The 13,704-nt window shown below is 71.3% G+C and carries 11 protein-coding genes; 6 read left to right on the top strand and 5 right to left on the bottom strand.

Going from position 1 to position 13,704, the window contains the following annotated elements; genetic code table 11:
• Positions 1 to 182 precede the first annotated feature (182 nt).
• Entirely contained in the window at positions 183 to 1,193 is a 1,011-nt protein-coding gene (locus tag ACIQAC_RS13025) for a tellurite resistance/C4-dicarboxylate transporter family protein (protein WP_402189940.1), read from the top strand.
• Positions 1,194 to 1,243: 50 nt separating this feature from the next.
• Here the strand turns inward: ACIQAC_RS13025 and ACIQAC_RS13030 are convergent, their stop codons facing one another.
• Complete coding sequence (locus ACIQAC_RS13030) at positions 1,244 to 1,597, bottom strand: hypothetical protein (protein ID WP_402189942.1); 354 nt, start codon at positions 1,595 to 1,597, stop codon at positions 1,244 to 1,246.
• A 462-nt stretch (positions 1,598 to 2,059) separates the two neighbouring features.
• On the opposite strand from ACIQAC_RS13030, the gene ACIQAC_RS13035 reads away from it, so the two are divergent.
• From ACIQAC_RS13035 to ACIQAC_RS13045, 3 genes are all read left to right on the top strand, one after another.
• Positions 2,060 to 3,115: an NlpC/P60 family protein gene (locus tag ACIQAC_RS13035; RefSeq protein ID WP_402189945.1), complete on the top strand. Its 1,056-nt coding sequence runs from the start codon at positions 2,060 to 2,062 to the stop codon at positions 3,113 to 3,115.
• 116 nt (positions 3,116 to 3,231) lie between these two features.
• The gene (locus ACIQAC_RS13040; RefSeq protein WP_402189947.1) at positions 3,232 to 4,929 is read left to right on the top strand and encodes a DUF4062 domain-containing protein; all 1,698 of its coding nucleotides are present in this window, start codon (positions 3,232 to 3,234) and stop codon (positions 4,927 to 4,929) included.
• A complete protein-coding gene (locus ACIQAC_RS13045) occupies positions 4,926 to 7,751 on the top strand; it encodes a KGGVGR-motif variant AAA ATPase (RefSeq protein ID WP_402189948.1) in 2,826 nt (941 codons plus the stop codon). Before ACIQAC_RS13040 ends, ACIQAC_RS13045 begins: the two co-directional genes overlap by 4 nt.
• A gap of 9 nt (positions 7,752 to 7,760) precedes the next feature.
• Here ACIQAC_RS13045 and ACIQAC_RS13050 read toward each other — a convergent pair whose 3' ends face one another.
• Positions 7,761 to 8,504, bottom strand: a complete 744-nt coding sequence (locus ACIQAC_RS13050; RefSeq protein ID WP_402189950.1) for a LuxR C-terminal-related transcriptional regulator — start codon at positions 8,502 to 8,504, stop codon at positions 7,761 to 7,763.
• Positions 8,501 to 9,793: a PspC domain-containing protein gene (locus tag ACIQAC_RS13055; RefSeq protein ID WP_402189952.1), complete on the bottom strand. Its 1,293-nt coding sequence runs from the start codon at positions 9,791 to 9,793 to the stop codon at positions 8,501 to 8,503. The genes ACIQAC_RS13050 and ACIQAC_RS13055 overlap by 4 nt, the downstream gene beginning before the upstream one ends.
• 179 nt (positions 9,794 to 9,972) lie before the next feature.
• Between ACIQAC_RS13055 and ACIQAC_RS13060 the strand changes: the two genes are divergently transcribed.
• A complete protein-coding gene (locus ACIQAC_RS13060; RefSeq protein WP_402189954.1) occupies positions 9,973 to 11,418 on the top strand; it encodes a PspC domain-containing protein in 1,446 nt (481 codons plus the stop codon).
• The gene (locus ACIQAC_RS13065) at positions 11,405 to 11,647 is read left to right on the top strand and encodes a hypothetical protein (RefSeq protein ID WP_402189955.1); all 243 of its coding nucleotides are present in this window, start codon (positions 11,405 to 11,407) and stop codon (positions 11,645 to 11,647) included. Before ACIQAC_RS13060 ends, ACIQAC_RS13065 begins: the two co-directional genes overlap by 14 nt.
• A gap of 36 nt (positions 11,648 to 11,683) precedes the next feature.
• On the opposite strand, the gene ACIQAC_RS13070 is transcribed toward ACIQAC_RS13065, so the two are convergent.
• A complete protein-coding gene (locus ACIQAC_RS13070) occupies positions 11,684 to 12,214 on the bottom strand; it encodes a DoxX family protein (RefSeq protein ID WP_402189958.1) in 531 nt (176 codons plus the stop codon).
• Between the two features lie 192 nt (positions 12,215 to 12,406).
• A complete protein-coding gene (locus ACIQAC_RS13075) occupies positions 12,407 to 13,684 on the bottom strand; it encodes a hypothetical protein (protein WP_402189960.1) in 1,278 nt (425 codons plus the stop codon).
• Positions 13,685 to 13,704 lie beyond the last annotated feature (20 nt).

Below are 13,704 nucleotides of genomic sequence, written 5' to 3' on the forward strand. Positions count from 1 at the left end.
TGGGCCTCCACGACAGTGAGCCTCCGCGTCCAGTGGGCCCGCACGTCCGGTGAGCCTCCGCGTCCAGTGGGCCTCCACGTCCGGTGGGCCGCCGCGTCCGGTGGCATGCGCCCGCGTGGATTTCCGTCCGCGCGTGTGCGCGCCCCACCCCTCTCCCCGGGCACGCTCCTTAGCATCGGCCCATGCCCGGCACCCCTTCCCCCCGCGCCTGGTGGGCGCAGCGTCCGCCGGCGGCCGGGGCCGCCGTGATGGCGACCGGCATCCTGTCGGTCGGCCTCCATCTGACCGGGTACGAGGTCCTGTCCAGGATCCTGCTGGCGGTGGCCGCGGTGACCTGGCTGGCACTCGCGGCGGACTTCGTCGCGCGGCTGCTGCGGGACCGCCCGCGATGGATGGCGGAGGCCGGTACGCCCGCGGCGCTCACCGCCGTGGCCGCGACCACCGTCCTCGGCACCCGCCTTTCGGCGCTCGACCGGCAACTCCTCGCCGAGGCCCTGCTGGCGCCGGCCGCCCTGCTCTGGCCGCTGCTGATCGCGTCGGTCGTGAGCCACTGGCGGCGGTCGATGCCGGGCGGGGTGTTCCTGAGCTGTGTCGCCACGCAGGGGCTCGCACTGCTCGGCGCGACCCTGGCGGAAGCGGAACGGAGCGCCTGGCTCGCGCACGCGGCGCTGGTGCTGTTCTGGCTCGGCCTCGTCCTGTACGCCCTGGCCCTGACCCGCTTCGACTTCCGCCAGGTGTGGGAGGGGGCCGGCGACCACTGGGTCGCGGGCGGCGCGCTCGCCATCTCGGCGCTCGCCGGTTCGCGACTGATTGTCGCCGACAGCCCGGCGCTCTACCTGTGGAACACCGACGACCGCGGCGTCCTGCGCGCCGTCACCGCCGCACTGCTGGTGCTCGCCGTGTGCTGGTACGTCGTCCTGCTCGCCGCCGAGGTGGCCCGCCCGCGGCTGCGCCACGACATGCGGCGCTGGGCGACCGTGTTCCCCATGGGCATGACCGCGGCGGCACTGCTCTCCGCCGCGACCGCCCTGGACGCCTCATGGATCGAGGGCCCCGGCGAGGCCTTGCTGTGGATCGCGGTGGCGGCGTGGCTGGGGCTCGCGGCGGGCGCCGCGGGCGCCGCACTGACCGCATGGAACACCGTGGGCCGGCCTCGGCGGCCCGATCGACCCCGGGACGGCGGGGCACCGTAGGCCTTGTCAGCGGGCCGCGGGCCCCGGCACAGCCGCCCCCGCGACAGACGTCACGTCCACAGGACCGCGATGAAGATGTTGGCCGTGGTCAGCAGCCCCACCAGCCCGAACAGCCCCTTGTCCACCTTCTCGTCGTCGCGCTTGACGTAGACGAGCCCGAGGATCACGACCAGGAGGGCCAGCTTCACGCCGATCTTGATGTTGTCGACCGGCTGGTCGTCGGCCTGGTTGAGGCCGACCAGGATCACGCCGGTGACCAGCATCGTCAGCGCGCCGTGCAGCATCGCGGGGACGAAGCGGGCCGTGCCCCGACCCATCGCCTTCATCTGGGTGAGGAAGCCGCCGAGCAGCGAGGCGATGCCGATGATGTGCAGGCCGACGAAGAGATGGATGAGTACGTCCATGGGGCCGGAGCCTAATCAGGGCCCTTGGGGCCGCCCGACACCGGCCCACCCCTCCCCCTCGCCGGGCATGCATATATGCGCCCCATAGCACCCCGTCACTCACACGGGTCCTGAACCGCCACATCGGTCATCACACCGCGGGAAGACGACGGCCCCGAAACCGGATCACGGTCGCATACGGTCACCTGCCGGTCCCCTGACGCCAGTTCCGCACATCGCGTTACCCGGCCGTCACCTCCGGGATTAGCGTCCTCCCCCAGGTGACCGGCTCCCCACCGCCGTCCGGGCCAGGGACGGCAGTCGGCCACCACCGCCGAGAAAGGTCCGGCGGCGGCCCGCTCCCCCTGTGCGGGGCGCCGCCGGACGCGCACCCCGAGCAGCCGGTCGTACGTCCGCTCCCCGTGGCGGCGACCCGTTCCGCGCGGCCGGTACGGCGGTCGTACGAAAGGACGTGCAGTCCACGTGGCAGCGCATCGCAAGCCTCGACATCCTTCGGCCGGCGCCGGCCGGGTCCGTACGGCGGCCACGCTGGCCCTCGCCGGGGCGGCGACCGCGACGGCCTTCGACGGGACCGGCCACGCCGCTCCCGAGCTGACGCCGGCGCAGGTCAGGGCCAAGGTGGACAAGCTGTACCAGGAGGCCGAGGCGGCCACCGAGAAGTACAACGGCGCGAAGGAGAAGACCGAGAAGGCGCAGCGGCGGATCACGGAACTCCAGGACGAGGCCGCCCGCAAGGAGGACCGGCTCAACTCCGAGCGGGAGGCGCTGGGTTCGGCAGCCGCCGCCCAGTACCGCGACGGCGGTATCGACCCGGCCCTGCGGCTCGCGCTCTCCGAGGACCCCGACGGCTATCTCGACGGTGCCGCGTTCGCCGAGCGGGCGAGCGACCGGCAGTCCGCCGCCGTCACCCGGGTACGCAAACAGCTGGGCGAGATCGAGCGGTTGCGCGGCGCCGCGCGGGTCGAACTCGCCTCGATCACCTCGCGGCAGGCGGAACTCAAACGCCACAAGTCGACGGTGACCGGCAAGCTGGACTCGGCCCGCCGGCTGCTCGCCCGGCTCACCGCCGAGGAACGCGCCCAGTTGTCGGACGACACCTCCGCGGACCGCGCCTCACGCGCCGCCGCCGGCCCCCGCGCCGACCTCTCGGCACCGAGCACCGCCCCCAACTCCCGTGCCGCGGCAGCCGTGTCGTACGCCCGGCAGAAGCTCGGCAGCCCCTACGTGTGGGGCGCGACGGGTCCGAACGCCTTCGACTGCTCGGGCCTCATCCAGGCCGCCTACCGCTCCGCCGGTGTGGCCCTGCCCCGCACCACCTACGCGCAGATCGACGCCGGCCGCCGCGTCTCCCGCTCCGAACTCCTCCCCGGCGACCTGGTCTTCTTCTACTCCGGCATCAGCCACGTCGGCCTCTACATCGGCAACGGCCAGATGATCCACGCCCCGAACCCGTCGTCCCCGGTCCGCACGGCCCCGATCGACCAGATGCCGTTCGCGGGGGCGACGCGGGTGGTGTGAGCACCCCGGGAGCCCGAGGCCCGGGAGCCCGGAGCCCGGGAGCCCGGGTAGGAGCCCCAACTCCCCTGCTCCGCCTGTACCTTGTTCTGCACCGCGTGAGGAGCGAGGTACGTACAGTGAGGGTCTATCTGTCGTCCACGGTGTCCGACCTGAAGGACTACAGGGAGGCCGTGCTGAGTGCGCTGCGCCGCCTTCCGCTGGACGTCGTCGCCATGGAGGACTACGCCGCCTACGACGAGCGGCCCGTACAGAAGTGCCTGGACGACGTGGCGAGTTGCGACCTCTACATCGGGATCTTCGCGTTCCGTTACGGATTCGTCCCCGACATCGGCCCGCTCAACCCCGACGGACGGTCGATCACGGAACTGGAGTACCGCAGGGCGGGCGAGGCGGGGCGCGAACGGCTGATCTTCCTGGTCAAGGAGGACGCCTTGTGGCCGGTCGACACCGTCGACGGCGCGACCGGCTCCGGCGACAGCATCAAGCGGCTGCGGACGCAGCTGATGCACGACCACGGCGTCGGCTGGTTCGGCAACCCCCACCAACTGGTCACGGAAGTGATGTCGGCCGTGGTCAACCATATGCACCTTCCCCCGACGGGCGGCGCCCCGCCCTCGCAGGTCGCCGAACCGCCGCACCCCCGGCTACTGACCGGCGATCTGCACCTGCTGCACGCGCCCAGGGACCGGGACACCGCCGACCTGCTGGTGAGCGACCTGCACAGGCTGTGGAGGATCACCACGTCCAGCGCCGACCTGCTGGCGTCCGCACCCGAGGAGGTGCTGGAACTCGACCGGGCGGTGACGACGGCCCGCGCGGTCGCCTTCCTGCTCACCCCGGCGCTGCTGACGATCCTCGGCGAGAACCCGGAGCGGTCCCACCGCATCCTGAGCCTGGCCCGTGACCGCGTCCGCGGTCCGCTCCTCGGCGTCACGCCACCCGGCCACGACGCCTGGACACCCGACGATCTCGCACGCTGGCGCATCACCGACGCCGCCGGGGCAGCGGCCCAGCCACTGCCGAACCAGCTGAACGCGGCACTCTCGAAGACCGTCACACAGATCGGCCACCACCACGAGATCGGTCTGCCCGTCGTCGTGGTGGCCATGACCGACACGGAAGCGACCGGCCTCGTCGACACAGCGGCCCTGCCCGTCGCGGACATGGTCCGAGGCCTGAAACTGCCACCGCGGTGGGCGCCCACCCGATATGGCCCCTCCCGGAGGGACTGGCAGCCCTTCGGCGCCGAGGGCCGTAGCGTCGACGAGGTCCTGACGGACGCCGTGGCCAGGGTCAACGACCCCGACCTGCTGCTGCGCGGCAGAAAGATCAGGGTGCAGCACTACGGCTTCGACGATCTGCTGAGCCACGACCCCGCCCACTCCCTCGTCTTCCGGGACATCGCCCGCAACGGCTGCCTGGTCCTGGCCGACGAACTGTCCCTCCTCCATCCGGAACTGGAGTCCGCCTTCGTCGCCTCCCCGCTCTACCAGGGACCCCAGGTGTCGCTGATCACCGTCTCCCCCGACGACCCGGCCACCGGCACCCCGCACGAACTCATACGACGCGAACTGGCCCGGCGGTTCTCCCACACCGACCATCGCTTCGGCGGAGAACTCGACCCGTTGTGCGAGATGAACGTCACCAACAGACGCCACCTCGACAGGTGGCTGCGCGCCAGCCTGCCGCAGACCCTGGACGCCCACCGCTCCGCCCGGCCCAGCCCCGCCAAGGCCCGGCTCCTCGAATCCGAACTGGGCATCCGGCCCAACGTTCCCTTGGCACGGCTCGTCACCGAAGGCGGAGCGACGTGATCGTCACCTTCTACTCCTACAAGGGCGGCGTCGGCCGCTCCATGGCACTCGCCAACATCGCGGACCAGCTGGCCCGCAGCGGGATGCGGGTGCTGATGGTCGACTTCGACCTGGAGGCACCCGGCCTGGAACACTTCTTCCCGATCGACCACGAACGCATCCGCGGCCGCGAGGGCATGCTCGATCTGCTGCTCGCCTTCAAGTACGCGATGTCCGTGGCCGCTTCCGAGACGGCCGGCCCCGAGGACGACGCCTTCCGCGACCTCGACCGCTACCTCGCGACCGTCTACCCGAGGCGTTCGGACGGCGGCTGCCTCGACCTGCTCCCGGCAGGCCTGCGCCTGACGGACGAACAGATCAGTCACTACGGCGCCGAACTGCGGCGCTTCGACTGGCAGGACTTCTACTTCGTCTGGTCGGGCGAACTGTTCTTCGAGTGGTTCCGGCGGACCTGCGCCGCCCGCTACGACATCGTCCTCGTCGACAGCCGCACCGGCGTCACCGAACTGGGCGGTGTCTGCGCTTACCAACTGGCCGACACCATCGTCACGTTGTGCGCACCCAACCTTCAGAACGTCGAGGGCACCGCCTGGATGGTCCGCCACTTCCTCTCTCCCGAGGTCCGCTCGGTACGTGGCGACCGGCCGCTCGACGTCCTGGTCGTCCCCGCCCGCGTCGACCAGAACAACACCGAACTCCTCGACGCCTTCGCCGACCGCTTCCGCCACACCTTCGACCCGTACGTCCCGCCCTCCCTGACACGAGCGGGCCTCGCCTTCTGGGAACTCCAGATCCCCTACGAATCGGCGTACGCCTTCGAGGAACAGGTCGTCACCGATCCGCGGCGTGTCGAGGAGCGCCGCGGCCTCGCCCGCGCCTACGGCAGTCTGCGCGACGCGATCACCCTCCTCGCCCCCGACGACAGCCCGCTGACAGCCCTCCGCCCGACCACCACCGAAGACGGCCTGCCCGGGAGCAGAACGGAACCGCTGGAGACGCGGTACGACCCGACAACACGGTTCGCGGCGCCGGATGTTTTTCTTTCGTACGACCTCGACGACCGGGAAACGGCGGAGACGATCCGTGAACTACTCGCCCGCGAGGGCCTGTCCAGCGTCCCCGAACCACGGACCGGGCAGCCTTGGCAGGTAGGCGTCCGAGCCAAGGTCGGTCTGGTTCTCGTCAGCCCACCCGGAGAGCTGGGCCACTATCAGAGCCAGGAAGTCCTGGCTCTCGCGAACCGTGAGGACTCGTTTCTGCTGCCCGTGCTCATGCCCGGAGTGCAGCGGGCCCCCGACCTGCTGCGGAACTACCAGTTTCTCGACTTCAGGGAAGGCTTCAACGCTCCACGGCTGTTGGAGGTCGTGCGGGCGGGGCTGAGATCGCTCGAGCCGCCTCCGCTGGTTCCGGTTCCCCCCGCACGCAGCCCCTACCCCGGACTCGCGCCCTTCTCGGAGGCCGAGGCCGATGTGTTCTTCGGGCGGGACGAGTTGGTGGACCTGGTGCTCGCCACCCTGGACCAGCACCGGATGTGCACGATCACCGGCGGCGCCGGCAGCGGCAAGACGAGCCTGGTGAACGCCGGCGTGCTGCCGGCTCTGCGCGCGGAGGGCCTGCCGGGGAGCCATCTGTGGCCCATCACGGTCGGCCGGGGCGCCAAAGGACTCCTGAAGAAACTGCGGTCATTGCCGGACCGCGGCACCGCGGACCACACCGTGGTCGTCATCGACCAGTTCGAGGAGTTGCTGACCTCCTTGAAAGCAGACGAGCGGGAGCGCATCATCGTGGCGCTACGGAGGGTCGCGGAGGACCCTGCGATTCTGCCGGTCATCGTTGTACGCACGGACTACCTCGTCGCGACGCACATGCACGCACCGTTCCTCGCGGAACACACGGTCAGGGTCCCGCCCTTGACCGGCTCCGAACTCCGGCAGGCGGTGGAGATGCCGGCCAGGACACGCGGTCTTGAAGTGGAGCCCGGCCTCACCGACCGGCTGGTGCAGGACATGGCACGCGCCCCCGGCTCCCTGCCCCTGCTCCAGTCCACGCTCCGCACTCTGTGGCAGGCGCGGGAAGACGGCTACCTCACCCACCAGGAGTACGGGCAGCTGGGCGGCATCAGTGGACAACTGACCCGCGCCGCCGAGGAACTCTTCGAGTCTTTCTCAACTGAGGACAAGGCCCTCACCCACAGCCTCTTCCTGCACCTCGTCTCGGTCGATTCCGACGGATTGCCCGTGGGACGAGCGGTCTCCAAGGAATCGCTGGAGGTCATCGGCGTCACAGACGTGTGTGAGCGGATGGTCCAGCACCGGGTGCTCACGATCGCTTCCACCGCCCACGACGAACCGTGTGTGCTGCTCGCCCACAACGCCCTCGTCGAAGCCTGGCCACGGCTGCGGAACTGGATCAGTGAATCCAGTTCGGCCCTCCAACTGCACCGGCAGCTGTCCGTCGCGGCCGAGGAGTGGGAACGCTCCGGCCGCGCCACAGCAGGACTGCTGGGTGAGCAGTCCCTCTCCGCCGTCACGACTGCCGTGTCAACGACACCGATCACCTTCGCACCGCACGAGTCGGCCTACCTGGACGCATCGCAGGCCGACGCGAAGGCACGACGCCAACTCCGAAACCGATTCTTCGCCGTACTGAGTGCCGCTCTGGGGGCGGGCGTCGTTGCAGTCGTGGCGGCGTTCTCGCTGAACTCGGACACGTGGACAGTGCCCCAGGCGATCTCCGCCGCGCTCGGCGCCTGCGGCCTGCTCGTGACCGGCGGAACCACCCTCCTCACCCGGGAGCAGGAGCGCCGCTCACTCACCCTCTGACCGCCCCGATCAGACCAGCCGTCGTGCCGTAGCCCACCGAGTCAGCTCGTGCCGGTTCGACAGCTGGAGTTTTCTCAGTACCGCCGAGACATGGGACTCGACCGTCTTCACCGAGATGAACAGCTGCTTGGCGATCTCCTTGTAGGCGTAGCCCCGGGCGATCAGGCGGAGCACCTCGCGCTCGCGCTGGGTGAGCCGGTCGAGGTCCTCGTCGACCGGCGGGGCGTCGGTGGAGGCGAAGGCGTCGAGGACGAAGCCGGCGAGGCGCGGCGAGAACACCGCGTCGCCCTCCTGGACACGGAAGATGGAGTTCACCAGATCCGTGCCCGTGATGGTCTTGGTGACGTATCCGCGGGCGCCGCCGCGGATCACGCCGATCACGTCCTCCGCCGCGTCCGACACGGACAGGGCGAGGAAGCGCACCGGCTGCTCGGCGTCGGCCATCAACGCGGCGCTGCGGCGCAGCACTTCGACCCCGCCGCCGCCGGGCAGATGCACGTCGAGCAGGACCACCTCGGGCCGGGTCGCCGTGATCACGGTGACCGCCTGGTCGACGTCGGCGGCCTCGCCGACCACCTCGACGCCGGTCTGCGCGGTCTGGCCGATCTCTGCCTGCACGCCCGTACGGAACATACGGTGGTCGTCGACGAGGACCACACGCACATGCCGCTCGCTCGCGCCGCCGACGGGACGGCCCGCCTCTGCCGGCTCGCCCGGTTCCGTCGTGCCGTTCGCCTCGGTCGGATCGCTCATGACGTGTTCTCCGCCCTCTCCATCTCCAGCTCGACCTCCGTGCCGCCGCCCGGCACCGCGCGCAGCCGCGCCGTGCCGCCGTTGCGCTCCATGCGGCCGATGATCGATTCTCTGACGCCCATGCGGTCGGCGGGTATCGAGTCGAGATCGAAGCCGGGGCCGCGGTCGCGGACGGAGACGAACACCGTCCTGCCCTCGACCTCGGCGTAGACCTGCACCGCGCCGCCCTCGCCACCGTACTTGGCGGCGTTCACCATTGCTTCGCGCGCTGCCTGCATCTGTGCCGCGATTCTCTCGTCGAGGGGGCAGTCGCCGACGACGACCACCTCTATGGGGACGCCGTGCTTGTCCTCGATCTCGGCGGCGTTGCGCCGGACCGCGTCGGCGAGTGTGGTGGGCTCGTCGGCCTCGTCCTTGCCGGTGCCCTCGGGCTTGTAGAGCCAGGTGCGCAGGTCACGCTCCTGGGCTCGGGCCAGGCGGCGCACCTCGTTCGCGTTCTCCGCGTTGCGCTGGATCAGGGTCAGGGTGTGCAGCACCGAGTCGTGGACGTGGGCGGCGACTTCCGCGCGCTCCTGGGCGCGGATGCGCATCAGCCGCTCCTCGGAGAGGTCCTGGGTCATACGGACCAGATACGGCCCGGCGAGGAGCGTTATCCCGACGAGGACGGCGAGGGCCGCCTGAAGGACCGAACCGAGGTGTGCGGCGGAGCCCTGGAGCACGAAGATGCCGGTGACGCCGGCGGTGACCAGCAGGACGCCGGCGACGGCCCGCAGCAGGTTGAGGGTGCGCTTGCGGCGGCCGACCTCCACCCAGCGGGCCCGGCGGGCGTTGTCCGCCTGGCGCCAGACGAGGGCGACACCGGCGCCGACGAAGAGGGTCGGCCACAGATAGGCGGTGGCACCGCCGCCCAGGTTCACATTGCCCACGAAGACCATGGCCACGATGACCATGAGGACCAGGGCGAGGATCTGGCCCTTGTCGGGTCTGCGGGCGACAATTCTGCGGCGGCCGTCGGCCGACATCTCGGTGCTGACGAAGGCGGGCGGCTTCTGCGTCTCGACCCCGCCGACGCCGAGCGGCACGAAGAACCAGAACGCGGCGTAGAGCAGGGCGCCGAGGCCGTCCGCGGTGAACAGGCCGACGAAGACGAGCCGCACCCAGATCACGGGCAGCCCGAGATGCCCGGCGAGCCCCCGCGCCACGCCACCGAGCCAGCGACCGTCGCTGCTGCGGTAGAGCTTGCGCGGCGGCCGCGGTTCGACGAGGGGTGCGGTTGCGGCGTCCGGCATGCCATTGATGGTCACACGGGCGGTGGAGCGGAGCATCAGGGTTGGCCCCCGAGACTCCCCTGATCTTCACCGGGGTGTCCCGTCGAACGCTTCCCCCGCTGCGGCTCGGGGGCGATATCAGGGTCCGGCCAGGGTTGTTCCGACTGCCGCTGACGCTGCTCGGCCGTCACCATGGACACATGACAGATCACCAGCACGCCGCAGACCCCGGGCCCGACCCGGCCGCGTCCGCGGCGACCGACCCGGCCGCCGCGGTGGAGGAACCGCGTGCGCACGGGGGCGCGACCGCGCAGGGACGGGCGGGCGCGCACACGGAGCTGGGGGCCGTGACCGAGGAGCCCGGTGGCCCCGGAGCACCGCACCGGTTCCGGCGGGACCGGCAGCACAAGATGCTGGCCGGGGTGTGCGCCGGGCTGGGGCGGCAGTGCGACATCGATCCGGTGATCTTCCGGATCACGCTCGCGGTGCTCTCCGCGACCGGCGGCATAGGCCTGATCTTCTACGGCTTCGCATGGCTCTTCGTGCCGTACGCCGACGACGAGGAGAACGAGGTCCGCAAGCTCCTCACCGGCCGGGTGGACGGGCAGGCGCTCGCCGCCGTGCTGTTCGCGCTGGTCGGCTGCGGAGTCTTCCTGACCATGATGAACAACGGCGGGGTGCTGGCGTTCGCCGTCGTCCTCTCCGTGCTTCTGGCGGGCGCGGGGTACTGGTCGCAGCGGCGCGGGGCCCCCGACCCCGATCCGCTGGCCGCCCAGGCCGCGGCCGACGCCCCGCCGGAGCCCCAGGCACCGCCGGTTCCCGTCGCCTACCAGTCCTGGTGGCGGGACCCGATCGTCAAGGACGGCCGGCACGTCGGCGGGACGGGATATCTGTGGGGGCCGCAGGACTCGCGGGTACGGGACATCGCGGCCGCGGTGAACATCGGCCTGGCCGCCCGCGCGGCCGGTTCCTGGCCCGACCGGGCGCCACGTGCGGCCGTGCCCAAGCCGCGCGGGCCCCGCTGGATCGGCGGCTGGATCTTCCTGCTCGCCCTCGCCGCGGGTGTCCTCGGTACCCAACTGACGTGGGACGACCACCCGCTCGGCACCAGTCTTCAGACCGGTCTCGCGGGCGCGCTCGTGGTCTTCGGTGTGGGTATGGCCGTCAGCGCGTTCCTCGGGCGGACGGGCGCGGGGTCGGTCTTCATGGCGGTGATCACGGCAGGTCTGCTGGCGGCCACGGCCGCGGTGCCCAAGGACATCGGCACGCACTGGATACGCACGGCCTGGCAGCCGGCGTCGGTGGCGCAGGTCCAGCACAAGTACGACCTCGGCACCGGCGAGGGCACGCTCGACCTCTCCCGGCTGGACGTCAGGAAGGGACAGACGGTGAGCATGGAGGCCGATGTGGGCGTGGGCCGGCTGCGGGTGATCGTGCCCCCGGACGTGTCGGTGCGGATGAACATCGACGTGGGGCTCGGCGACATCCAGCTGCCGGGCGAGCAGAACCAGGACGTGGACGTGCAGCCCGGTCAGTACCAGGAGGTCACGCTGAAGCCGACGAAGGACGCGGCGAACGCCGGCACGCTGAGTCTGGATCTCCAGGTCGGCGTCGGACAGGCGGAGGTGCTCCGTGCTGCGTCATGAGTTCCAGCCCGGAAAGCTGGTGGCCGGCTTCTTCGTCACCCTCGCGGGCGTGATCTACGTGGGAGACGCGGGCGACGCCTGGGACACCCCCTGGTTCGCAATCATCCCCATCATGATCGGCGGGCTGTGTCTGGCAGGTTCCGTCGGCATCCTGGGCCGTTCCATACGAAAGCGCCGGGGCGCGGCCGGCGACACCCGTGCGGGCACGTCGGCCGAGTCCCGGCGCTGACCGGACCTCGTACGGGCCGGCCTCCAGCACCTCGGATCAGCGGAAGCTTCCTGTCCTCGCTCGTCGCCGTGCCCTCAGGGCCGCGTCGAGGGAGAGGACGGGGGCGCCCGCGAGGACGAGGGGCAGCCAGGCCATCAGGTAGGCCAGGTCGTTGCCGTAGTAGTAGGGGTCGGACGCCCAGCTGACGGTCAGCCACAGGCTGAGCGAGATCAGTGCGCCGCCGAGCGCGGCAAGCCGCGAGAGCAGTCCGAACAGCGTGCCGAGCCCTACGGCCAGTTCACCGAAGGCGATGGCGTATCCGAAGCCGACCGGGTTGTTCAGGGCCAGGTCGACCAGGGCGGGGATGGCGGAGGAGTCCTTGACGCCTCGCATCATGTCGCCGATGGATCCGGCGCCCGAGTCCTTCAGGAAGGCGCTGTCGGTGAGTTTGTCCAGACCGGCATAGATGAAGGTGACGCCCAGGAAGACGCGCAACGGGAGCAGGGCGTACCGGGTGGCGTTGTCCCGCCAGTTCCGTCCGCCGTCGACGTAGGGGGTGTGCGTATCCGTGTGATAACTGTGAGTCATCGCTGCTAGCCGCCTCTCACCGCGCAGTGCCGAGACCCCTCAATTGACCATACGTACGAATGGAAGGAGCCGCTCAATGCCGTCGGCACAGTTTTCCCGGGCGTTGACCTTCCGCACCAGGGTCCGGCGGCCACGGGACCGGAGCGCGGGCGGACCCGGCGGAGAAACGGCGGCCCGGTCCGGACGCCTCGCTCAGTCCGTCACGTCGATCTCGTACCGGGTGGTCTCCGCTCCGGCGGCGGTCACGACCTGGACGGCGACCCGGCCGGGCTCGACCTCCACGGGGACGGGGACGGTGAGGCGGGTGTCGGAGGGGTTGCTGAAGCCGCCGGTCACGGGGATCAGCGGGACATGGACGTGGACCGGGCCGATGCGCACGACCATGCGGGCCAGCCGGTCGGCGGTCTGCGCGCCGGGCGGGACGAATCCGGCGCCCCGGATCTCGATGTCGTCGCCGGTGCGGATGGGCCCGTCCAGGTCACCGGCCTCGCGGGCGCGGACGACGGAGAGGATCACCGGCCGGCCGCCCTCGGCGTACTTGCCGGCGAAGTACGTGGCCGCGGAGACCAGCACCAGTACGGCGAGCCCCCAGGGGAGGTCGGGCAGCTGGTCGGGGCGGCGGGCGAGGCGTACGGCGGCGAAGATCAGGGCGACCGTGCTGATGGCGACGTACTGGATGTCGGCGAAGGTGCCGCGGCCGGCGTCGTCGGTCAGCAGGTCGGCGGCGCGGGGCCGGTCGGCGCGGACCTTCTGGAGCCGCTGGCCCAGCACCCGCACCCCGACCACGCGCCGCACCAGCACGGCGATGGCGCACACCACGGCGAGCACGGTGACTGCGCCGGCGCCGCGGGCGAGGTCGAGTCCGTCGATCAGGGCGTCGCGTTCACGGGGTGCGGAGGCGGCGGCGAGCTGCCCGGCCAGGACCAGGACGGCGTACACGACGAACAGCACCCAGGCGACGGCGACCGCGCGGGAGGTCGACAGGCGGTTGTCCTCGCCGATGAGGGGGGCCAGTGCGCCGCCGCGCGCCCGGTGGTACCAGGAGGCGGCGGTGAGCACCGCGGCCAGGAGCAGCGCGGCGAGCAGGCCGGCGGTGCGGGCGTCCGTCCAGCCCGCGCCGATGGCGGTGAGCGCCTGGACGAGCAGGAGGACCACGACGGCGCCCCACACGGCGCCGGCCGTGCGGATCCACAGGCGGGTGAGCCGGGCGTCGCCCTCGACGCGGCTGCGTTCGGCGACGGCTTCGGCGGACTGGGTGAGTTCCTCGGAGACCCACTGGCGGGAGGCCGACGCCGAGTGCGCGACGGCGGCCGGGAGTCCCTTGCCGGCGGCGAAGTCGTCCCGCAGCCGGAGGAACGCGGCGACCGCGTTGCGATGGCCGGCGCGTGCTCCGTGGGGGCAGTCCCCGCAGGTGCAGCCGCCTCCGTGTCCGCCCGTTGGGACGCCCGCTCCCGCTTCCTGCACCGCCACGCCCGACGACCGCCTTCCCC

Source organism: Streptomyces sp. NPDC088387 (assembly GCF_044753385.1).
Classification (GTDB): Bacteria; Actinomycetota; Actinomycetes; order Streptomycetales; family Streptomycetaceae; genus Streptomyces.